The organism is Stenotrophomonas sp. Ste86 (assembly GCF_024519465.1).
Classification (GTDB): Bacteria; Pseudomonadota; Gammaproteobacteria; order Xanthomonadales; family Xanthomonadaceae; genus Stenotrophomonas.
On the sequence record NZ_JALJRW010000011.1, the window covers coordinates 68,600 to 89,938 of the forward strand.

Genomic DNA, 21,339 nt, shown 5'->3' on the forward strand with positions numbered 1-21,339 from the left:
GCAAGGGCCGCGACTGCGCAGGCAGGCCTGCGTGGCGGTTTCCTTGCGTTACAGGTCCCCTCCCCCGGGAGTGGTGCGACCGGCACCGCACGCTGTACTTACGTGCGGTTGTCAGTAGGTCTTCAGGCCATCGGCGTGAAGGCGAACTACCCGTCGACTTGTGGTCGCCGGTACCGACGGCCACAAGATAGTGGGGGTACCAGGTGTCGTCAACGCCAAATGTAGTGAAATTGGCCAATCCCTTGGGGCGCAAGGATTCGCATTTGGGACGCGCCGACGAACGGTCTGGACCTGTCGAAACCGAGTGCGCAGTCAAGGCCGGAACAGCCACGTCCGGTGAGAAACAGGCAGGCCGAAAACAGAACGACGGCATCACGCGGCGCTAACGAACAGACGGCGGTCAGGGTGACTTCCGACCCGCGCAGGCGGTCCAGCCCGGTGCCACGCTCGCCCTGCCCCTTTCCTGCCCGATGCCCATGCGCCTGCCCGTGACCGGATGTCTGTTGTTGAGCCTGGCCGTGGCCGCCACCGCGATGGCCGGAGAGAACACGCCGCCGGCGCTGTCCTCGCGCCAGTGCGGGGTCGGCACGCCCTACAACGTACTGGTGGACAGTGGCGGGATCTGGCTGCGCAACCGCGACCAGGTCCCGGCGGAGATCTTCTTCCACGACGGCGAACTCAATATCGACCGCCAGCCGATCCCGGTCAGTGCCGCCGATGCCCAGCGCCTGCGCCAGCTCGAGTGGGGCACCCGGCAGCTGGTCCCGGCCGTGGCCGGGGTGGCCGGCGAGTCGGTGGACATCGCCTTTGATGCATTGGGGGCCACGGTGGAGATCATGACCGGCAGCCGCGGCAAGGCGCGCCAGGTGGAAACCTTGCGCAAGGATGCCCACGACTACGTCGGCCGTACGCTGGGCCGTGGCATCTGGGAGCAGGACCTGTTCGGCGAACAGTTCGAGGCCCGCATCGAACACGCCGCCGAATCGATGTCCGGCGCGCTGGCCCGCGGGGTGATGTGGTCGACGCTGACCGGCGGCGCGGACCGCATCGAAGCCCGCGCCGAGAAGATGGAGGCCGACCTGGACCGCCGGATGGAGGCCCGCGGCCAGGCGCTGGAGGCGCAGGCCCAGTCGCTGTGCAGCCAGGTGCTGGCGCTGGATGCGCTGCAGCAGTCGCTGGAAGTGCGCTACCAGGGCAAGGCCCTGGCGATGATGGTGATGGACCGCGACGAGGACGCCGCCCCGGTCATCGCCCATGAGCAGCCGCGCGGCGATGCCCTGGCGCTGCCGAAACCGTAAACCGCCGCCCGGTCACGCCCGGTGCGGCGTGCCCAGGTACTCGGCGCTCTGCATTTCGATCAGGCGCGAGGCGGTGCGCTCGAAGGCGCCCTGCAGGCGCGTGCCCGAGTACAGCGCGACCGGGGAGTCGGTGGCGGTGCAGACCAGGTTGACGTGGCGGTCGTAGAGTTCGTCGATCAGGTTGACGAAACGACGCGCGGCATCTTCGTTGAGTGTGTCGAAATGCGGAATGTCGCCCAGCAGCACGGTGTTGAACTCGTGCGCGATCTCGATGTAGTCCGACGGCCCGCGCGGACCTTCGCACAGCGCCTTGAAGTCGAACCAGACGATGCTCTTGCCGCGCCCGCGTACCGGGATCTTGCGGCTTTCGATCTCGATGTTGCCCGGCTTGGCGGGCTGGCCACCGCTGAGCTCGGCCCAGCGCGTGTCCAGCCAGGCATCGCTGCCGGCATCGCGTGGGGCCTGGTACACCGGCGAGCGGGTCAGCGCGCGCATCCGGTAGTCCTCGGTACCTTCGGCGTACAGCTCCACGCAGTAGGTCTGCAGCAGGCCGATGGCGGGCAGGAAGCTGTCGCGCTGCAGGCCGTTGAGGTACAGGTTTTCCACGGCGGTATTGGAGGTGGTCACCAGGGTCACGCCCTCGGCGAACATGCGCTCGAGCAGGCGCGCCAGCAGCATTGCATCGCCGATGTCGGTGACGAAGAACTCGTCCAGCACCAGCACGCGCAGCTTGCTGCGCCATTCCTGGGCGATCTTCGCCAGCGGATCGCTCTGTCCCTGGTGCTCGCGCAGGCGCTCGTGGATGCCGCGCATGAAGCGATGGAAATGGGTGCGGTACTTCTGTTCGATCGGCAGCCCGTCGTAGAACAGATCGACCAGGAAAGTCTTGCCGCGTCCCACCCCGCCCCAGAAATACAGGCCCTTGACCGGCTCGGGCTTCTTCCAGAATGCGGAGAGGCGATCCAGCCAGCCGTCCTGGGCGCTGTCGACCAGCGCGAGATGGATGCGATCCAGCTCGGCCAGGGCGGCGTGCTGGGCCGGGTCGTTCTGCCATTCGCCCCGGGCCACGCCATCGGCGTAGCGCTGCGACGGGGTCATCACGGTGTCGCTCATGCCGCGTCGGGGGCCGCGTCGGGCAGCCACTGCTTGACGCCATGGATGAGCGCGCCGCGCAGGTCGACGATCTTGCGGTGGAAGAAGTGGCTGGTATCGGGCATGCGCACCAGTTCGTGCGGTGCATCCATACCGTCCAGCCAGTCATAGACCGCCTGCGGATCGACGATCTCGTCTTCCTCGCCCTGGACCACCAGCCACTGGGCCGGCGGCTGCATGCCCTCGAAGTCCCAGCGCCCGGCCGGCGGCGCGATCGAGATCAGCGTGGTCGGCTGCAGGTCGCCCGCTGCGCGCAACGAGACGTATGCCCCGAAGCTGAAACCGGCCAGCCATAGCGCCTGGCCCGGCCGCTGCGCACGCACCCAGGCGGCGATGGCCTTGAGGTCGTCCTGCTCGCCCACGCCATTGTCGAAGCTGCCGGCCGAGTCGCCGACGCTGCGGAAGTTGAAGCGCACGGTGGCGATGCCCAGGTCGCGCAGCGCGCGCGCCGCCATGGTCACCACCTTGTTGTGCATGCTGCCGCCCTCGGTGGACAGGGGGTGGCAGACGATCGCCACCACCGGCTGCACGGCGACATCGGCCTCGGGCAGATCGACCACGACATCCAGCGGACCGACCGGTCCGTCCAGCGTCAGCGCACCGCTTTCTTGGGGAAATGGGGGATTGTGCATGGCGTCATAATACCGTCCCTCCGCGTGCTTCACCGCCGCCCCTGCCAGGTCCGTACATGCACTATCTGGTTTTCAGCGTTTTCTGCAGCGTGCTGGTCTCGGTCCTGCTGAAGCTGGCGCCGCGCCGGCGGCTGGACATGCCGCAGGTGGTGACCTGGAATTACCTGGTCGCCAGCGTGCTCAGCGCAGTGCTGCTGCAACCCTCGCTGGCCTCGCTGCAGACCGCGCATGCGCCGTGGGCCGCTCTGCTCTGTCTGGCCGTGGCGCTGCCGGCCATCTTCCTGATGATGGCCCGCGCGGTGAACCGCGCCGGGATCGTGCGCAGCGATGTGGCCCAGCGGTTGTCACTGCTGCTTTCGCTGCTGGCCGCGTTCCTGGTGTTCGGCGAGACGGCCAACGGTTGGAAGCTGGCCGGGCTGGGGTTGGGGCTGTTGGCGATCCTGGGTATCAGCGCGCGCCCGCGGGCCGGTGCGGCCGAGCCCACCAGCGGGCGGGCCTGGCCGTGGCTGCTTGCAGTGTGGGTGGGCTATGCCCTGGTCGACATCCTGCTCAAGAAGGTGGCGTTGTCGGGCACGCCCTCGATGGCGGCGCTGCTGGCCAGCTTCAGCCTGGCCTTCGTGCTGATGCTGGCCCTTCAGCTATGGCGCCACCTGCGCGGGATCGCCCGCCTGCAATGGCGCAACGGGGTTGGTGGCGCCCTGCTCGGCCTGCTCAACTTCGGCAACATCCTGTTCTACGTGCGCGCCCACCAGCACCTGCCGGACAGCCCGGCGGTGGTGTTTGCCGGCATGAACATCGGCGTGGTGGTGCTGGGTGCGCTGGTGGGCATGCTCGGCTTCGGCGAGCGCACCAGCGTGTGGAACCGGGTCGGGCTGGCGCTGGCCGTGGTGGCGATCGGGTTGATCGCGTGGGGCACGTGGTAGGCAGCGACCAGCCTCATTGACGCAACAAACCGCGCAGTCGCGACGCGATGTTTCGATTGATACGCCGACGGAGATCAGATTCGCACCTGCCAGATCGTGGACCCCACTACATAGACTCGCGGGTCTCCACTGGCCAGGAAGCCTCCTGTGACACGACCATCCTCTGCGCGACTCCTGACATCACTGGCATGCCTGGCCTTGGGCGGCTGTGCGAGCCTGGGGGGATTCCCTGATTTCACCGCACCGGCCTACCCGCCACCATCCAATTACCCGACCTATCCCCCCGCGTATCCCGTTGGGGGCGACCGACCGGATTCAGAGGTGGTGAGCTGCCACAGTAGTGACCACCGTTTCCAACGCTGCAACGTACAGATTTCGGCAAAAGACACGGTGCACCTGATCAGCCGGGATTCGCGCTCGCCGTGCGAGTTCGGCCGCGACTGGGGCCAGGACCACAGCGACCTTTGGGTCGACAACGGGTGCCGCGCCACCTTCCGGATCGAACGCTACTACTGGCGATGAAGTGACGATGCAGGATCAGCGATCAAACCCCAGTAGCAGCGGATCATGGTCCGAGCTGCGCCATGGGCCGGCTTCGTTGCGGTCGCGGTAGCCGACATCGTCGGCCTCGTCGGCGTTGATGTGCCACTCCGCAGCGGCGCGCAGGCGCTTGGCCATGCCCGGGCTCAACAGCGCGTGGTCCAACCGGCCGGTCATACCGTTGTAGACATAGCTGTAAGGCCGTTCAACCTTGGCCAAGGCGAACGCATCCCGCCAGCCGGCCGCGTGCAGGGTGCGGATCGGGTCTTCCATCGCGTAGGCGTTGAAGTCGCCCAGCAGCACCGCATCGCGGGTGCCCGCGCCGGTGGGATCGGTCGCCAGCCACTGGTCCAGCAGCGTGGCCGAGGCGACCCGGGTGGCATTCCAGCAGGCCTGGCCGTCCTTCTGGTCAGCGTCCGCGCCGGTGGCGTCCGAGCAGCCCTTGGATTTGAAGTGATTGGCCACGACCACGAACGGCGCGCCCTTGCCCGCACGGAAGGCCTGCGCCAGCGGCACGCGGCTGCGCTCGCCGAAGGGCTCCTTCGCCAGCACTGCGGGGGCCCCGACCGGGGTCACGCGGGAAGCACGATAGAGGATGCCGACCCGGATCGGGTTGTCGCCCGGGCCCTGCCGGGCATCGATGAAACGCCAGTCGGCCCCTTCGCCTTGATCGGCGTTGAGGGCATCGACCAGCTGGGCGATCGCCGACTGCGGACCGTAACCATCGTTCTCCAGTTCCATCAGCGCGGCGACATCGGCACCGAGGGCGTTGATGGTCGCCACCAGTTTGGCTTTCTGCGCCTGATGCTCGGCTAGGGTACGGGCGCCGCGCAGGGTCGGGTAACCGCCGCCCTGACCATCACCGTTGAAGAAATTCTCCAGGTTGAACGCCGCCACGTGCAGGGCGCCCGCCACCACCGGCACCGCCGGGCGTTCCAGCGCCGGCAGGTTCAGCGGGCGGGTCACCTGCAGACGGATGTTGCCCTTGGGATCGATGCGGACGATGCCTTCGATATTGCGCAGGACCATGCCGGTGCGCAGGTTCGCGGCCGCCGGCAGGTAGGCGGCCGGGCCAGGATCACGGGCATCGCTGCCATCGTCCAGCAGCAGCCGGCGATGCAGGTTGTCGGCCACCACCTGCGCGTGCCCCGCGGTACCGGGAGCGGCCACTTCACTCGGCTGCCACAGACGCCCACCGAAGGCCACGGTCAGCTCACCGAAGCGCGACAGGCCATCGGTGCCGGCCAGGGTCAGCGGCGCGGCGATGCGCACCTGCCGGCCATCCAGCGTGCGCCAGTCGGTCGGCGGCGCGGTCAGGGTGACCGTGGCCGACGTGGTCGGCGCCGGACGCACCTGCGGCGAGGTGGCGGGCTGCGGCTGGGCGGCATGGACCGCGCCGGACAACGCCAGCGCAAGGGCGAACACGAGGGGGGTACGGCGCATCGGAAGCAGGACTCCAGGAAAGTGCGACAAGGCTAACCACATAAAGTGAAACGCCGCCCTTCGGCGGCGTCGGTGGCCTGATCCGGCAAAGCCGTCATTTCAGGTTGGCGAGCATCCAATCGACCGTGGCATGGATCTGCTCCTCGGTCAGCGCCGGATTACCGCCCTTGGGCGGCATGATGCCACCGTCCGGGCCGGTGTAGCCCTCCACCGCGTGCTTGTAGAGCGTGTCCTTGCCCTGGGCGATGCGCGCATCCCAGTGGCTGTGGTCCAGGGTCGGTGCCTTGCCCACGCCATTGGTATGGCAGGCGGTGCACAGGTTGTCGAAGATGACCTTGCCGTCGGTGGTACCGCCGTAGGCCACCTGCGAGGCGGCCTTGGCCAGGGCCGCAGCCTTGGCCGAGGCCTGCGCGGCGGCGCCGGTGCTGCCGGCATAGACCGCGCCGGCCGGGGCAATGCGCTGTTCAGTGCGCTTGGCGGCCAACGGGGAGACTTCCGGGGGAATGCTGGTGTGCAGGTAGGCAGCGAACAGAATCAGGCCGAGCGTGATGGCCATCAACAGCGCGATGACCATGGAAAAGCGTTTCAGGAACTCGAGGTCGTAATTCCGCACTCTCTATACCCCTGGCTGGTAGTCGTTGGACCACGGCTTGTCGGTCGAGTATGACCAGCGTCAGCGGGGCTCTGCAAGCTGCCGCTTTCTATCGCAATGCAGCATGGGCATGGCTCAGCCGCCCGCGGCCCGCAGGCAGAAAACACAGATCGACTCCACCAGCGCGTGTTCGTCGCCGTGCGCGTCGCGGCTGGGCGCGGTTGGACCGACCAGCGCTTCGGTGAAGGCACCGACGATGCAGGCCGCCGCCACGTGGGTGTCCTGCGGCGGAAAGGTGCCGTCCTCGATGCCGTCGGCGACGATGCGCCGGAACACCTCACCGAACAAGCGGCGGCAGCGGATGCGCTCGGCTTCCACCTCCGGATCGACCGGCTCGGCGATGAAGGCGTAGGCCAGGCCGGGGCCGGCCAGCGCCCGCCGGACGAAGGCGGTGATCGCCCGGCGCAGGCGCTCCGGGGCGGGCAATGGCTCGGCGGCAATGGCTTCAAAGATGCGCAGTTCGTGCTCGACCGCGGCGGTGAGCACCTCCACGAACAGCTCGGCCTTGGACGGGAAGTGGCGGTAAATCAACCCGGTGGAGACCCCGGCCTCCGCCGCCACGGCGGTCACCGGGGCGTTGCGGTAGCCGCCGGCGGCCACCAGCGCACGGGTCGCCAGCAGGATCCGTTCGCGGGCCCCGGCGAGGCGTTCTTCCATCAGTGCGGAGCGTTTGTAGGCCATTTGTTGATTCTATGTTCAATTTTTGAATTTGTGTTCACTTCTTCTGCAAACCCCGCTACGCTGGGCCAAATCGCCCGCGGGACGGTCCTTGCCGTCCACCTCAACCGGCGCGTCCCTTCCAGCTGTTGCGGAGTCGCCCCATGCACGTCCCGACCATGAATTTCGATCTCGGCGAAGAGATCGACCTGCTGCGCCAGAGCGTGGCCCATTTTGCCTCGGTGGAAATCGCGCCGCTGGCGGCCCAGGCCGATGAAGAGAACCTGTTCCCCAATGCGCTGTGGCGCAAGCTCGGCGAGCAGGGCCTGCTCGGGCTGACCGTGGAGGAAGCATACGGCGGCAGCGGCATGGGTTACCTGGCCCACGTGGTGGCGATGGAAGAAATTTCGCGCGCCTCCGGCAGCATCGGCCTGTCCTACGGCGCGCACTCCAACCTGTGCGTGAACCAGCTGCGCAAGAATGGCACCGAAGACCAGAAGCAGCGCTTCCTGCCCGGCCTGTGCAGCGGCGAGAAGGTCGGTGCGCTGGCGATGAGCGAACCCGGCGCCGGCTCGGACGTGGTGTCGATGAAGCTGCGCGCCGACAAGCGTGGCGACCACTACGTGCTCAACGGCAACAAGATGTGGATCACCAACGGCCCCGATGCGGACGTGCTGGTGGTCTACGCCAAGACCGACCTGGAGGCCGGTGCCAAGGGCATCACCGCGTTCCTGGTGGAGAAGGGCATGAAGGGCTTCTCCACCGCGCAGAAGCTGGACAAGCTGGGCATGCGTGGCTCCAACACCTGCGAGCTGGTGTTCGAGGACTGCGAAGTGCCGGAAGAGAACGTGCTGGGCGCGGTCGGCGGCGGCGTCAACGTGCTGATGTCCGGCCTGGATTTCGAGCGCGTGGTGCTGTCCGGTGGCCCGCTGGGGCTGATGGCCGCGGCCATGGACGTGGTGATGCCCTACGTGCACGAGCGCAAGCAGTTCGGCCAGGCCATCGGCACCTTCCAGTTGATGCAGGCCAAGCTGGCCGACATGTACGTGGGCCTCAACGCCTGCCGCGCCTATGTGTATGCGGTGGCGCGCGCCTGCGACCAGGGCCGCACCACCCGCCAGGACGCCGCCGGTGCGATCCTGTACTCGGCCGAGAAGGCCACCTGGCTGACCGGCCAGGCCATCCAGGTACTGGGCGGCAACGGCTACATCAACGACTACCCGACCGGGCGTTTGTGGCGCGATGCCAAGCTGTATGAAATCGGCGCGGGCACCTCGGAGATCCGCCGCATGCTGATCGGCCGCGAACTGTTCCAGCGCACCAAGTAAGGGCACGCCATGACCGTCTTGAGCACCCAGCTGCAACCGGGCAGCGAACTTTTCGACGCCAACCGCGCTGCGTTGCAGGCGGTGGTCGATGACCTGCGCAGCACCCTGGCGCGCACCGCGCTGGGTGGCAGCGAGGCCGCCCGCGCCAAGCACACCGCGCGCGGCAAGCTGCTGGTGCGCGATCGCATCGATGCCCTGCTTGATCCGGGCAGTGCCTTCCTGGAAATCGCGCCGCTGGCCGCGCACGGCATGTACGGCGATCCGATCCCCAGTGCCGGCGTGGTGGCCGGCATCGGCCGGGTGTCGGGCGTGGAATGCGTGATCGTGGCCAACGATGCCACGGTCAAGGGCGGCACCTACTACCCGATGACGGTCAAGAAGCATCTGCGCGCGCAGGAAGTGGCCGAGCAGAACCGCCTGCCGTGCATCTATCTGGTCGATTCGGGCGGTGCGTTCCTGCCGCTGCAGGACGAGGTCTTCCCCGACCGCGATCATTTCGGTCGGATCTTCTACAACCAGGCCAACCTGTCAGCGCAGGGCATTCCGCAGATCGCCTGCGTGATGGGCAGCTGCACCGCCGGTGGCGCCTACGTGCCGGCGATGAGCGATGAAACGGTCATCGTGCGCGAACAGGGCACCATCTTCCTCGGCGGTCCGCCGCTGGTGAAGGCGGCGACCGGCGAAGTGGTCACTGCCGAAGAACTCGGCGGTGCCGATGTGCACACGCGCATCTCCGGCGTGGCCGACCATATGGCCGACAACGACCTGCAGGCGCTGGCCCGGGTCCGCGCGATCATCGCCCAACTCAACTGGCGCAAGCCCGAGCCGGCCCTGGCCGTGCAGGCCCCGGTTGAACCGCGCTATCCGGCCAGTGAGCTGTATGGCGTGATTCCCGCCGACACCCGCAAGCCCTACGACGTGCGCGAAGTGATCATGCGCATCGTCGACGACTCGCGTTTCGACGAATTCAAGCCGCGCTACGGCGCCACCCTGGTCACCGGCTTCGCGCACCTGCACGGCTACCCGGTGGGCATCATCGCCAACAACGGCATCCTGTTCTCCGAGTCCGCGCTGAAGGGCGCGCACTTCATCGAACTGTGCACCCAGCGCGGCATCCCGCTGGTGTTCCTGCAGAACATCACCGGCTTCATGGTCGGCCGCAAGTACGAACACGGCGGCATCGCCAAGGACGGCGCCAAGCTGGTGATGGCGGTGGCCTGCGCGAAGGTGCCCAAGTTCACCGTGGTGATCGGCGGCTCGTTCGGCGCCGGCAACTACGGCATGTGCGGCCGCGCCTACTCGCCCAACTTCCTGTGGATGTGGCCGAACGCGCGCATCGGCGTGATGGGCGGCGAGCAGGCCGCCAGCGTGCTGGCCACGGTCAAGCGCGACGGCATCGAAGCCAAGGGCGGGCAGTGGTCGGCCGAGGACGAGGACGGCTTCAAATCCCCGATCCGCGACCAGTTCGAGCAGCAGGGCCACCCGTATTACGCCAGCGCGCGGTTGTGGGACGACGGCGTGATCGATCCGGCCGATACGCGCCGTGTGCTGGGCCTGGCCTTGTCGGCCAGCCTCAACGCGCCGGCGCAGAAAACCGCGTTCGGTGTGTTCCGCATGTAAGGCACGCGCGGCACCGCGAGGTGCCGCCCCCTGCTCCGCCATTGGCCCGCGCCACGAGACCTCCATGTTCACCAAGATCCTGATCGCCAACCGCGGCGAAATTGCCTGCCGTGTCATCGCAACCTGCCAACGCCTGGGCATCGCCACCGTGGCGGTGTACTCCGACGCCGACCGCAATGCGCGCCACGTGCGCCTGGCCGACGAGGCCATCGCGATCGGCCCGGCGCCGGCACGCGAGAGCTACCTGCGCGGCGACGCCATCCTGGAGGCCGCACGCCGCACCGGCGCGCAGGCGATCCACCCCGGCTACGGCTTCCTGTCCGAGAACGCCGGCTTCGCCCAGGCCTGCGCCGAGGCCGGCATCGTGTTCATCGGCCCCTCGGCCGATGCGATCCGCGCAATGGGTGACAAGAGCGCGGCCAAGGCGCTGATGCACAAGGCCGGCGTGCCACTCACGCCCGGCTACCACGGCGACGACCAGGCTCCGGACTTCCTGCGTGCCCAGGCCGATGCGATCGGCTACCCGGTACTGATCAAGGCCAGCGCCGGCGGCGGCGGCAAGGGCATGCGCCGCGTCGACGCCAGTGCCGACTTCATCGACGCGCTGGCCAGCTGCCAGCGCGAGGCGCAGTCGGCGTTCGGCAATGCGCATGTACTGGTGGAGAAATACGTCGAGCGTCCGCGCCATATCGAGATCCAGGTGTTCGGCGACAGCCACGGCAACGTGGTCTACCTGTTCGAGCGCGACTGCTCGGTGCAGCGCCGCCACCAGAAGGTGCTGGAAGAAGCCCCCGCCCCGGGCATGACGCCCGAGCGTCGCGCGGCGATGGGCAACGCCGCCGTCGATGCCGCGCGCGCGGTCAACTACGTCGGTGCCGGCACGGTGGAATTCATCGCCGCGCCGAACGGCGATTTCTTCTTCATGGAAATGAACACCCGCCTGCAGGTGGAGCACCCGGTTACCGAGTGCATCACCGGCACCGACCTGGTGGAATGGCAGCTGCGCGTGGCCAGCGGTGAACCACTGCCGCTGCAGCAGGAGCAGCTGCAGATCCGCGGCCATGCGCTGGAAGCGCGCCTGTACGCCGAAGACGCCGACCGCGGCTTCCTGCCATCCACCGGCACCCTGCACCACCTGCGACTGCCGTCGGGCAGCGCGCATGTCCGCGTGGACGCCGGTGTCGAGCAGGGCGATGCGATCACCCCGTTCTACGACCCGATGATCGCCAAGCTGATCGTCTGGGACGTGGACCGCGATGCCGCGCTGCGTCGCATGCAGCAGGCCTTGGCCGAGTGCGAAGTGGTCGGCGTGACCACCAATGCCGCGTTCCTGCGCCGGTTGGTGATGACCGATTCGTTCGCCCACGCGGACCTGGATACGGCGCTGATCGAGCGCGAGCAGGTTGCGCTGGCACCCAACGCGGACAATAGCGATCCGGCCTTGTGGGCGATGGCCGCCATTGCCGCGATCAGCAGCCAGGGTGCGGCCCGCATCGACGCGCGTGACCCGCATTCGCCCTGGCAGCAGCAGGACGGCTGGCGACTGGGTGCACGTGCACCGCGCACGTTGACGCTGGAGCACCGCGGCACCCAACAGTCGGTGACGGTGCAGCAGCAGGACGGCGCGTGGTCGGTGACCGTCGGCGATGCGCGCGTGATCGCCCACGGCGGCCTCGAGGGCGATGCCCTGCGCGTGCAGAGCGGTGATGCACTGCACCGCGCCCGCGTGGTGCGTGATGGCGATGCGCTGTATCTGTTCGGCAGCGAAGGCGCGCAGCGCTTCACCCTGCACGATCCGGTCAGCGAAGCGAACCAGGGCGTCGCCGACGCCGGCAGCCTGCTCGCGCCGATGCCCGGCCGCATCGTCGCCACGTCGGTGGCTCCGGGCACGAAGGTCAAGCGCGGCGCGCCGCTGCTGGTGCTGGAAGCGATGAAGATGGAGCACACCCTGCAGGCGCCGGCCGATGGCGTGGTGCAGGGGTACCGGGTGAAGGCGGGCGATCAGGTGGGGGATGGAGCGGTGCTGGTGGATTTCGAGGCGGAGTAAGCGTTACTGCCGGTGGGCCAAGCATCCAGTAGTGTGCGGCTGAGGCGTCTGATTCTTCGCGTTGTGCAACCCAGCCAGCGGTGCACAGTCGATGGATCAATCCCCGACCGCGCCCAACGCTACGTCTGCTGCACCGCCGAGAGTGCTTCCACACATGACCATCACACTTCTGGACCGCCCGTGCGCGGACGATGTCTTCCGCGCCCGGTTTGTGCCACAGCCAACGCAGGCGTGCCGATAGATAGGCCTGGCTTGGAATACCGATGCATACATGCCCCGACTGGCTGTGCATGAGCAACCTCGCCAGCATGGCGGAAATGCAACTGGCTCGAGACGCCTTGGTGAACTATCCGTCCAGCCACAGGGCCGCGATGACCGTGGTATTTCCGTTTGAAGCTGGGCAGGTCCACAGAGTCATCAAATAGCACCTCTGCTGTTCTGAGCGCATCGCGCTACACGCCTCAAGAGCCGTAGATCTGCTTCGCCGTCCAGCATCCTGGCAGCGCAGTAGATTGTTCCTGTCAGGCCCGGTCCGTCGACACCCATACACGCCCCACCGGATCCAACTCGGCGGTGGTCATGGCCTCGGCGCGCCAACCAAATCCGCACACGGCCAGCACCCCGTCAACCATCGGATCGAAACCAAGCAATCCCTCGATCTCGGATTCGTTGATGGCGGCGGTGACAAAGGCACCGAGCCCCTGCGCCGTGGCGGCGGTGTACAACGCCTGCGAGACATGCCCGACATCCAGGGTGACGGCGCGGTATGCCTTGACATGATTGCGGTACTTCCAGAAGTTGCGGCCAAACCGGCAGACCAGGACCACCATGACATGCGCGGAGGCGAACCAGTACTGCCCCGACAGCAGGCGCAGGCATAGCGCGTCCAGGTCGTCGGGTTGGGTGGTTTGGCGTCCCAGCTCGTGTGCGATGGCGTGATAGTGATAGATACCCGGCGAGAGTCCCTCCACATCCCGAGCGATGACGTAGGCCTCCAAAGGGTGGAGGCTTCCTGCCGACGGCACGTTCTTCTTCAGGAATCGCACGCCCGGCTCGGTCTCCACCTGGGCCTGCGCCATCAGTACGTTCTGCAGCATGCCGGCCAGCATGCTCAGTGGCACCGGGCGATCACGCGCGTAGTTGCGGCAGGTAGTGCGGCCTGCGAGCAGTTCTGCGACGGCGTCCGGCGCTGGCCGTGGGAGTGCTATGGCACCAGACACCCGGGCGGGTGCCTCGGCAGGCGGCTTGCCCAACTGCTGGACCAGCTCCTGCGCGGTGACCAGCCGGTTTTTCTCCATCTCGCCGGCGCTGTCTACGCCCGACCAGCGGGAGTGCCGGTGATGGATCGCGGAAAGCGCCCACCAATGCCCATCACGCACACGCTGATCGGCCTGCCTCGCCGCGACCGGCTCACCCCGCTCGGTGATCAGCAGACCTACGTCCCGCAATCCCAGCACCAAGGCAAGCTCCTCGGGCTCCTCGGGAAATGCCTGCCACTGTTCCGCACTGCTCTGAAGGAGGAACATGCAGGCGGGGACCGCCAAGGCAACAGGTTCGTCCAGATGGGCTGCGCGCACCAGCAAGCGGCGTTCGAACCCGATGCCTGTGCCACCTGCCAGCAAGTTGTCGAGCGAGAACACCGGCTGCTCATCTGGGAGGACGGCCACGGCGTAACACCGACGATACCTTGAGATGTTCATGCGTATCCTGCTGGCTGAAGGTCTGGCCGATTTTCAAAGATACCGAATCGGGATGCACATGGATATTGAATGAAGCTCCTTCCGACGGCAGCGTTCTCAAGACCGGCAAGAGCTGGCCGCTATGGATACCGATACCGTGACATCCGATGCTGCGCATTACTTCCTGACATACACAACTGGACCTTCTGCATATGGCGAATCACAAAGTACCGCTTTCCCTTTCCGATGCTGCCGCACTTCTGGATCTGCTGACAACCGACGATGCGTTCCGCGCCGCATTTCAAGCAAACCCGGCAGAAGCGCTTAAGCAGGTGAGTGAAGCTGCGGCGGAAGCGGCGGTCGAGTGCGCCATGCCGGGCCAGCTCGCATCAGTGGAAGAGCTGCTGGCTTCGCGCGCTCATCTCACCGGTCATCTCACCGAGAAGGGTATGTTCACCGTGCCGCATTGCTTCGTTGCGGGCGGCCAGTAATACGAGGTTCTCGTCCCGGCGCCGCCTTGGCGACGGGACACCCCGACCGGGGCGGATAGGCCACGCTGTCACGGACGTTCAACGAGCGAAGCACCGCAGATCCTGCAACCTCGCCATAGGCCAGCCCACGCTGGCTTCGCAACCACTCCTGCTGCGCTGCCTCTCCCTGGGTATCACCGGCGTCGCGTAGCGCGGACGCCAATACACTGTGCGCCTGGAAGAGCTCATTGCCATTGATGAGCACCTTTAGCTGACGTGCCGCGCCGGCCGGGTCGCCAGCCATGCGTTGTTGATTGGCCTTGACGACAGCTAACAGCTCAGTGGTCTTCGCATCGCCTATCTCACTGGATAGTGTTTGCATCTGCGGCGTGTGACGGGCGAATGCGTCGCCCAACCCCATCCGTTGTGCCGCATACATCATCGATGCGGCGAAGAATAGCCGCTGCCCGCGATCATCGGCAGAGGGATCACCGGCAAGGGCAAGCAGGGACCCGAACGTCTTCTCCACCCGAACGCGAGACGCACACATTCCCGATGCCGCCTGGGTGACGACGGCAACCACGGAAAGGAACTCGCACACCGAAGCAGAATCTTTGCAGTTTGCAGCCGCCTCTACTGCCGCCGCTGCAGCAGCCTCCGTGTCCCCGCGATCCAAGTCCAGCGAGACCCCTTCCAGCCACTGTGCAGGCCCGGGGCCTGGAATGGCCGCCAGCATCTTGCTGGCCTTTTCAACATCACCGGACGCGGCGATCGCCGCCACCATATGTCTGTTTGTCTCACCGTTTGACATCGTCAACGCGCGGCGCTGGGTGGCCAACGCGGCGTTCAATTTTCCTTGTGCCAATTGAATGCGCCCAAGCAGATGCAGCGTCACCGGCCTCAGCGGGTTCTGTTGAACGTCGGCAGCTGCAACGGCACTCTCTGCTTCTGCGTACCGCCCCAGCAGGAATGCCGCCCAGGCATGGTTCACCCGTGCCCCATGATGGTCAGGGTAGAGATTCTCCATCGTCGCCCAGGCATCCAGCGATGCGGACTCATTGTTCGAGAGCAGGTCCAGCTTCCATGCGTCCAGATACAACTGTTCCCTCGTCGTCAGGCGACTGCGCAGGCGGTCAACCTTCGCCAGGATGTCCCGCGCTTCATCCCGCTTGCCGAGGCTAACCAGCACGCGCATCTGCGCAAGCCAGGCCATCGCAAATTCGGGGTCGATGTTGGTGGCTATCTCAAAGTACTTTCGCGACTCTCTCACCTGGTCGTCGCCATACATTGCCTGGCCCTTGGCATATGCGTTCAGGGCATCCAGGTTTGCCGTCGCAACTTCCGGCAGGGGATTGGAGGCCCGCTGCACGTCCGACAGGGCTTCACCCAGGCGGCCGCGCAATTGAGCGACTACCTCATCGGTGGAGGACAGCGCCGAGCTGTAGCCCCTTCCATCGGCGTATACGCTATAGACAGACTTCTTGCTCACCGGATCGATCACGTCAATCGAGACCCGGAGCTTTCCGTGGATTTCGCGGACGGACGGTACAAGCACCGCCCTGGCACCGTCGCGTGACGCAATCTGGACCGCGGCGGCCCGGTCGATGATGCTGCCTGGCGCGCGCATCATCCGCCCCATCGTGTCGCGGGTCTTGAGATCGCTGAGCACGTTCACGTATCGGGACTGTTCAAGGCTGATACGAAACGCCTGTCCGAGCCCATCATTCAACAGCGGATTGCCGGTCGCATTCTCGATATCGGCCAACACCACCCAGTCTCGCTCGGCAAAAGCGATCGCCGGCTCAGGACGGGCAATCAGCCAGATGGTCAGAATTGTGGTCACGATCAGCGTGGCCTGCGCTGCCATCGCGATCGGGCGACGCCAAAGCGGGATATCCCGCATCGCCTTGGAAGAGGCCCGAGGACGCTGGAGCGGCGGAAGCGACGGCCCATGGACGCCAAATACTTCGAGTGGCTGCGGAACGCCCTTGAAGCGCCAGCGTCCAAACGACTTCCATTTCAAGCCATTGCCGGTCTCTCCTAGTCTGTCCACGAGTCGTCGCACCATCGACTCGGCAGTGGAGGACACCAATATCTGGCCGGGACGCGCCAGCTGCATCAGCCGGGCCGCCATCGGTTTGGCGAGGCCCTCCACTTCGACAGCCTTGGCACCGAACGCCACGGCTTCAGCGCTGTTGTTCCACAGGATCACCTCGCCCACATGCAGGCCTGCGCGCGCGCGTATCGGGATGCCGCACTGATCGCCCAACCGCTGCAGGTTGTGTTGGTAATCCAGCGCAAACCCCAGCGCATCAATCGCCCGATCAAACAACAGGAACAGCCCATCGGAGCGGTCGATCTGCTGCCCATTCCACTGCTGCTGCAACGTCAGCACCAACCGGTCGTGCTGCTGGAATAGCTCGGCGGCGGCCGCATCGCCAATCCGCTCGACCAGGATCAACGAATCGCACAGGTCGGTAAACAACAACGCCCGCATCTGCGGTGCCTGGGTCGACGTTCCGTTGTCGCCATTCATGCCGTTCTTCCCGCGTCAGGGTGTGGCGGTCGCGGCACGCGACCAGTGCAGCCGGTTGCCGCCCAGGCGCTTGGCCTGGTACAGCGCGTTGTCGGCGCGAGCGTACCACTCGCTCCAGTCGGTATGGGGCTCGAGCAGGCGCACGCCGATGCTGACCGGGCAGACGTGGGGCACGCCGTGGGCGCGGTCCATCAAACCATGCACGGCGCTGAGGATGAACTCGGCGGCGTGCTGCAGGCTGTCCTGGTCGGCGCTGCGCAGCAGCAGGCAGAACTCGTCGCCGCCCAGCCGGCAGGCCATGTCCCGTTCGGTGGCCACCGAACGCAGGATATTGGCCACGCTCTGCAGCACGCGGTCGCCGGCCTGGTGGCCGTATTCGTCGTTGACCTGCTTGAACCGGTCGCAGTCGATCAGCAGCAGGCCTTGCGGGGGGCCGTCGTCGTGGCTGCGGCATTCCTGCAGGTACAGCGCCAGGCCGCGGCGGTTGTGCAGGCCGGTCAGCTCGTCGGTGCGCACCAGCTCGCGCGTGTGGGTGAGCTGGTGGGTAGTGACGTAGAGGTTGTCCAGCGCGGTTTCCAGGTCGTGGTTGCGCCGGCGCAGCTGCCGGATCAGGACCTGTTCGTTGCTGACCACGCGCATGATCGTGCGGCGCAGGAAATAGGCGATCAGGCCGGGGTCGCGTTCGACCAGCCGCTGGAAATCGCCGTTGCCCAGCTCCAGCACGACGCTGTCGGCCACGGCGCGGGCATCGGCGCTGCGCGGGTGGTCGCCGATCAGCAGGCCGAGTTCACCGAAGAATTCATTGCGCCCCAGCGACTTCACCAGCAGGTCTTCGCCGAAGTCCAGTTCGATGCAACCGCTGACGATCACATACATGGTGTCGCCGGGTTGACCCCGATGGAACAGGTGGTCACCCTGGGGCAGGAGGCGCTCCTGGCCGAACTCGGCGAACAGGTCGAATTCGCTCGGGCTCAGGATGGCGTGCACGATCTCAGCCATCGCCGTCTGGGCGATGCCTGGTTCCTGTTCGCACACATTCGCCGCCGCAACCTTGCCGGTCATCCCGTGCACCCGCTTCCCAGCGTTCCCCCGGTGAGCGGATGAGGATAGCACCCCTAAAAACTGTGCGCCTCATCCCATTTCAGAGCACGGACGCCGTACTTTTTCGACCGGCCCGGCACATCCCCCTTCCATACGCGCTCCGGATCGGCCAGCGGCCACCGGATCCTCGCGGCGCCGGCCGTCGAGCGGTCCGAACAAGGCGACGGGCGGTCTCCTTGCCGCCCGTCACGTCGGCCTTCCCTGGCCGCCCTTGGCGGAGCTGCCGGCGCCGGTCAGGCCGCGCGCTCGGCGTTGAACTGCTCTTCCTCGGTCGAGCCGGTCAGCGCGGTGGTCGAGGACTGGCCCTGCTGAATGGCCTGGGTGACCGCGTCGAAGTAGCCGGTGCCGACCTCGCGCTGGTGCTTGACCGCGGTGAAGCCGCGATCGGCGGCGGCGAACTCGGCCTCCTGCAGCTCCACGAAGGCGCTCATCTGGCGGCGCGCGTAGCCGTGGGCCAGGTTGAACATGGAGTAGTTCAGGGCGTGGAAGCCGGCCAGGGTGATGAACTGGAACTTGTAGCCGTATGTGGCGATCTCCTTCTGGAAGGTCGCGATGGTGGCGTCATCCAGGTTCTTCTTCCAGTTGAAGCTGGGCGAGCAGTTGTAGGCCAGCAGCTTGCCCGGGAACTTGGCATGGATGGCCTCGGCGAACCTGCGCGCGAACTCCAGGTCCGGCTTGCCGGTCTCGCACCAGATCAGGTCGGCATAGGGCGCATACGCCAGGCCGCGGCTGATCGCCTGGTCCAGGCCGTTGCGGGTGCGGTAGAAGCCTTCCGGGGTGCGCTCGCCGCTGGCGAAGGGCTGGTCGTTGGGGTCGATGTCGCTGGTCAGCAGGTCGGCGGCCTCCGCGTCGGTGCGGGCCACCAGCAGGGTCGGCACGCCCATCACGTCAGCGGCCAGGCGCGCGGCGTTGAGCTTTTCGATGGCCTCGCGGGTGGGCACCAGCACCTTGCCGCCCATGTGCCCGCACTTCTTCACCGAGGCCAGCTGGTCCTCGAAGTGCACCCCGGCCGCGCCGGCCTCGATCATCGCCTTCATCAGTTCGAAGGCGTTGAGCACGCCGCCGAAACCGGCTTCGGCATCGGCCACGATCGGCTGCAGGAAGTCGATATCGTCCTTGCCCTCGGCATGGTGCAGCTGGTCGGCACGCAGCAGCGTGTTGTTGATGCGCTTGACCACCGCCGGCACCGAGTCGGCCGGGTACAGCGACTGGTCGGGGTACATCTGGCCGGCCAGGTTGGCGTCGGCGGCCACCTGCCAGCCGGACAGGTAGATGGCATTCAAACCGGCCTTGACCTGCTGCATGGCCTGGTTGCCGGTCAGCGCGCCAAGCGCGTTGACGAAGTCTTTTTCCTGCAGGTAGGTCCACAGCTTTTCCGCGCCCAGCCGGGCCAGCGAATGCTCCACGTGCACGGTGCCGCGCAGGCGCACCACGTCGGCGGCGGTGTAGTTGCGCTGGATGCCCGCCCAGCGCGGGTCGGTGTTCCATTCGTGCTGGATCTGTTCGGCGGTCGGCAGCGTGCTCATGGCGTTTCTCCAGGGGGGAATACGTTGAATGGGTGAAGCGATGCGGGAGGCGGGCGGTACAGGTCAGTCCAGACGGTCGTAAGCGGGCAGGGTCAGGAAATCGGTGAGTTCATCGCGGCGGCTGAGCTGCGCCAGCAGCGCGATGGCTTCGTCGATGCGGGCGGCACCGGGCAGCGCACTGCGGTCGCCAAGGCGTGCGGGGAGCTGGGCCAAGGTGGCGTCGAGCAGCGGCAGGTCGATGGCGGTGCCGTCGTCGAGCTGCTGGCCGGGCACGTGCAGCCACTGCCACAGCTGGCTGCGGCTGATCTCGGCGGTGGCCGCGTCCTCCATCAGGTGGTGGATCGGCACGCAGCCGTTGCCGTCCAGCCACGCGGCCAGGTAGCGCACGCAGACTTCCACGTTGCCCTCGAAACCGGCGCGGGTGATGGTGCCGGTGGGCGCGGCGATCAGCGCATCGCGCCCCACCTGCACATCCCGGCGCAGTACCGCGTGCTGGTTCGGCCCGGGCATGTGTTCGTCGAAGATCGCCTGTGCCACTGGGATCAGCGCCGGATGCGCCACCCAGGTGCCGTCGTGGCCGGCGGTGACTTCGCGCAGCTTGTCCGCCCGCACCCGCGCCATCGCCTGTTCGTTGGCGGCGGCATCGTGGTTGATCGGGATCTGCGCGGCCATGCCGCCCATCGCATGCGCGCCGCGGCGGTGGCAGGTGCGGATCAGCAGTTCCGAATAAGCCTTCAGGAACGGCTGGGTCATGGTCACCTGGCCGCGCTCGGGCAGCACCTTGTCGGCGTGGCGGCGGAAGGTCTTGATGTAGGAAAAAATGTAGTCCCAGCGCCCACAGTTCAGGCCGACGATGCGGTCGCGCAGCGCATGCAGGATCTCGTCCATCTCGAACACCGCCGGCAGTGTTTCGATCAGCACCGTGACCTTGATCTGCCCGTGCGGCAGGCCGAGCATGCCTTCGATGTGCGACAGCGCGGTCTCCCACAGCGCCGCCTCTTCCATGCTCTGCAGCTTGGGCAGGTAGAAGTACGGGCCGCGCTGTTTGCACATCAGCGTGCGCGCGTTGTGGAAGGCGAACACCGCCGCATCGAACAAGCCACCGGCGATTGCCTGGCCGTCGATGCGCACGTGCTTTTCATCCAGGTGCCAGCCGCGCGGACGCACAATCAGCACCGCCTGTTCGTTGAACGGACGCAGCGCGTACTGCTTGCCCGGCTTGCCGTCCACCGACGGGCCGGTGTGGGTCAGATCGCCGCGCACCGCGCCGATCAGCGCCTGCTGGCCGGCCAGCAGGTTGCGCCAGGCCGGTGCGGTGGAATCCTCGAAGTCGGCCATGAACACCTTGGCCCCGGAGTTCAGCGCGTTGATGACCATCTTCGGGTCGGTCGGGCCGGTGATCTCCACGCGGCGGTCCTGCAGCGCGTCCGGCAGCGGGGCGACGGTCCAGTCTTCATTGCGGATCTGCGCGGTGTCGGCGCGGAAGTCCGGCAGCCCGCCGCCATCGAAGAACGCCTGGCGCGCCACCCGGGCCTGCAGCCGGCGCTGGCGCTCGGGCTCCACCGCACGGTGCAGCGACACCAGCAAGGCCAGTACCCCCGCCGGCAGCAACGCGGACTGGCCGGCGAGCTGGGTGGTCACCGTGATCCCGGGGGTGGCGGGGGCATCGGCCGGGGTGGGCTGGGCTGTGGCGAAAGCGGCGACGGCGGACATGGCGGGCTCCTGCAATGCGGTA

General features: G+C 66.8%; 16 protein-coding genes. 6 read left to right on the top strand and 10 right to left on the bottom strand.

The annotated features are described in order from the left end of the window. Nucleotides 1-476: 476 nt before the first annotated feature. Nucleotides 477-1,298 carry a DUF2884 family protein gene (locus NR101_RS11635; RefSeq protein ID WP_256775243.1) on the top strand — a complete coding sequence of 274 codons (822 nt, stop codon included), beginning with the start codon at nucleotides 477-479 and terminating at the stop codon, nucleotides 1,296-1,298. Nucleotides 1,299-1,310: 12 nt separating this feature from the next. Here the strand turns inward: NR101_RS11635 and zapE are convergent, their stop codons facing one another. Continuing rightward, complete coding sequence (zapE, locus tag NR101_RS11640) at nucleotides 1,311-2,411, bottom strand: cell division protein ZapE (RefSeq protein ID WP_256775244.1); 1,101 nt, start codon at nucleotides 2,409-2,411, stop codon at nucleotides 1,311-1,313. Beyond that, on the bottom strand, nucleotides 2,408-3,082 hold the full coding sequence (locus tag NR101_RS11645) for a CocE/NonD family hydrolase (protein ID WP_256775245.1): 675 nt from the start codon (nucleotides 3,080-3,082) through the stop codon (nucleotides 2,408-2,410). The genes zapE and NR101_RS11645 overlap by 4 nt, the downstream gene beginning before the upstream one ends. A gap of 56 nt (nucleotides 3,083-3,138) precedes the next feature. On the opposite strand from NR101_RS11645, the gene NR101_RS11650 reads away from it, so the two are divergent. Continuing rightward, a complete protein-coding gene (locus tag NR101_RS11650; protein ID WP_256775246.1) occupies nucleotides 3,139-4,005 on the top strand; it encodes an EamA family transporter in 867 nt (288 codons plus the stop codon). A 537-nt stretch (nucleotides 4,006-4,542) separates the two neighbouring features. Here the strand turns inward: NR101_RS11650 and NR101_RS11655 are convergent. From NR101_RS11655 to NR101_RS11665, 3 genes are all read right to left on the bottom strand, one after another. Then, nucleotides 4,543-5,988, bottom strand: a complete 1,446-nt coding sequence (locus tag NR101_RS11655) for an ExeM/NucH family extracellular endonuclease (RefSeq protein ID WP_256775247.1) — start codon at nucleotides 5,986-5,988, stop codon at nucleotides 4,543-4,545. A 94-nt stretch (nucleotides 5,989-6,082) separates the two neighbouring features. Then, entirely contained in the window at nucleotides 6,083-6,601 is a 519-nt protein-coding gene (locus NR101_RS11660) for a c-type cytochrome (protein ID WP_256775248.1), read from the bottom strand. A 114-nt stretch (nucleotides 6,602-6,715) separates the two neighbouring features. Then, a complete protein-coding gene (locus NR101_RS11665) occupies nucleotides 6,716-7,321 on the bottom strand; it encodes a TetR/AcrR family transcriptional regulator (protein WP_256775249.1) in 606 nt (201 codons plus the stop codon). A 140-nt stretch (nucleotides 7,322-7,461) separates the two neighbouring features. Here NR101_RS11665 and NR101_RS11670 point away from each other — a divergent pair, with 140 nt between their 5' ends. The 3 genes from NR101_RS11670 to NR101_RS11680 all read left to right on the top strand — a co-directional run bounded on the left by NR101_RS11670 (nucleotide 7,462) and on the right by NR101_RS11680 (nucleotide 12,292). Beyond that, the gene (locus NR101_RS11670) at nucleotides 7,462-8,625 is read left to right on the top strand and encodes an isovaleryl-CoA dehydrogenase (RefSeq protein WP_256775250.1); all 1,164 of its coding nucleotides are present in this window, start codon (nucleotides 7,462-7,464) and stop codon (nucleotides 8,623-8,625) included. Nucleotides 8,626-8,634: 9 nt separating this feature from the next. Further along, nucleotides 8,635-10,245: a carboxyl transferase domain-containing protein gene (locus NR101_RS11675; RefSeq protein WP_256775251.1), complete on the top strand. Its 1,611-nt coding sequence runs from the start codon at nucleotides 8,635-8,637 to the stop codon at nucleotides 10,243-10,245. A 64-nt stretch (nucleotides 10,246-10,309) separates the two neighbouring features. Then, nucleotides 10,310-12,292, top strand: coding sequence for an acetyl/propionyl/methylcrotonyl-CoA carboxylase subunit alpha (locus NR101_RS11680; RefSeq protein WP_256775252.1), 1,983 nt, complete (start codon nucleotides 10,310-10,312; stop codon nucleotides 12,290-12,292). A 521-nt stretch (nucleotides 12,293-12,813) separates the two neighbouring features. On the opposite strand, the gene NR101_RS11685 is transcribed toward NR101_RS11680, so the two are convergent. After that, nucleotides 12,814-13,992: a putative peptide maturation dehydrogenase gene (locus NR101_RS11685; protein WP_256775253.1), complete on the bottom strand. Its 1,179-nt coding sequence runs from the start codon at nucleotides 13,990-13,992 to the stop codon at nucleotides 12,814-12,816. A gap of 191 nt (nucleotides 13,993-14,183) precedes the next feature. On the opposite strand from NR101_RS11685, the gene NR101_RS11690 reads away from it, so the two are divergent. Beyond that, entirely contained in the window at nucleotides 14,184-14,462 is a 279-nt protein-coding gene (locus NR101_RS11690; RefSeq protein ID WP_256775254.1) for an NHLP-related RiPP peptide, read from the top strand. On the opposite strand, the gene NR101_RS11695 is transcribed toward NR101_RS11690, so the two are convergent. The 4 genes from NR101_RS11695 to aceB form a co-directional block, all read right to left on the bottom strand. Then, entirely contained in the window at nucleotides 14,425-16,977 is a 2,553-nt protein-coding gene (locus tag NR101_RS11695; protein ID WP_256775255.1) for a putative peptide modification system cyclase, read from the bottom strand. The genes NR101_RS11690 and NR101_RS11695 overlap by 38 nt on opposite strands. A 15-nt stretch (nucleotides 16,978-16,992) precedes the next feature. Continuing rightward, entirely contained in the window at nucleotides 16,993-18,039 is a 1,047-nt protein-coding gene (locus NR101_RS11700; RefSeq protein ID WP_256775256.1) for a GGDEF domain-containing protein, read from the bottom strand. A gap of 272 nt (nucleotides 18,040-18,311) precedes the next feature. Further along, nucleotides 18,312-19,604, bottom strand: a complete 1,293-nt coding sequence (gene aceA / locus NR101_RS11705; protein ID WP_256775257.1) for an isocitrate lyase — start codon at nucleotides 19,602-19,604, stop codon at nucleotides 18,312-18,314. 63 nt (nucleotides 19,605-19,667) lie between these two features. Further along, the gene (gene aceB, locus NR101_RS11710) at nucleotides 19,668-21,317 is read right to left on the bottom strand and encodes a malate synthase A (RefSeq protein WP_256775258.1); all 1,650 of its coding nucleotides are present in this window, start codon (nucleotides 21,315-21,317) and stop codon (nucleotides 19,668-19,670) included. Nucleotides 21,318-21,339 lie beyond the last annotated feature (22 nt).

Coding starts and splice junctions, on each gene's coding strand:
- NR101_RS11690 (WP_256775254.1), top strand. CDS start 14,184: ATGGCGAATCACAAAGTACCGCTTTCCCTTTCCGATGCTGCCGCACTT.
- NR101_RS11675 (WP_256775251.1), top strand. CDS start 8,635: ATGACCGTCTTGAGCACCCAGCTGCAACCGGGCAGCGAACTTTTCGAC.
- NR101_RS11695 (WP_256775255.1), bottom strand. CDS start 16,977: ATGAATGGCGACAACGGAACGTCGACCCAGGCACCGCAGATGCGGGCG.
- NR101_RS11665 (WP_256775249.1), bottom strand. CDS start 7,321: ATGGCCTACAAACGCTCCGCACTGATGGAAGAACGCCTCGCCGGGGCC.
- NR101_RS11650 (WP_256775246.1), top strand. CDS start 3,139: ATGCACTATCTGGTTTTCAGCGTTTTCTGCAGCGTGCTGGTCTCGGTC.
- zapE (WP_256775244.1), bottom strand. CDS start 2,411: ATGAGCGACACCGTGATGACCCCGTCGCAGCGCTACGCCGATGGCGTG.
- NR101_RS11685 (WP_256775253.1), bottom strand. CDS start 13,992: ATGAACATCTCAAGGTATCGTCGGTGTTACGCCGTGGCCGTCCTCCCA.
- aceA (WP_256775257.1), bottom strand. CDS start 19,604: ATGAGCACGCTGCCGACCGCCGAACAGATCCAGCACGAATGGAACACC.
- NR101_RS11635 (WP_256775243.1), top strand. CDS start 477: ATGCGCCTGCCCGTGACCGGATGTCTGTTGTTGAGCCTGGCCGTGGCC.
- aceB (WP_256775258.1), bottom strand. CDS start 21,317: ATGTCCGCCGTCGCCGCTTTCGCCACAGCCCAGCCCACCCCGGCCGAT.
- NR101_RS11680 (WP_256775252.1), top strand. CDS start 10,310: ATGTTCACCAAGATCCTGATCGCCAACCGCGGCGAAATTGCCTGCCGT.
- NR101_RS11645 (WP_256775245.1), bottom strand. CDS start 3,082: ATGCACAATCCCCCATTTCCCCAAGAAAGCGGTGCGCTGACGCTGGAC.
- NR101_RS11655 (WP_256775247.1), bottom strand. CDS start 5,988: ATGCGCCGTACCCCCCTCGTGTTCGCCCTTGCGCTGGCGTTGTCCGGC.
- NR101_RS11670 (WP_256775250.1), top strand. CDS start 7,462: ATGCACGTCCCGACCATGAATTTCGATCTCGGCGAAGAGATCGACCTG.
- NR101_RS11700 (WP_256775256.1), bottom strand. CDS start 18,039: ATGACCGGCAAGGTTGCGGCGGCGAATGTGTGCGAACAGGAACCAGGC.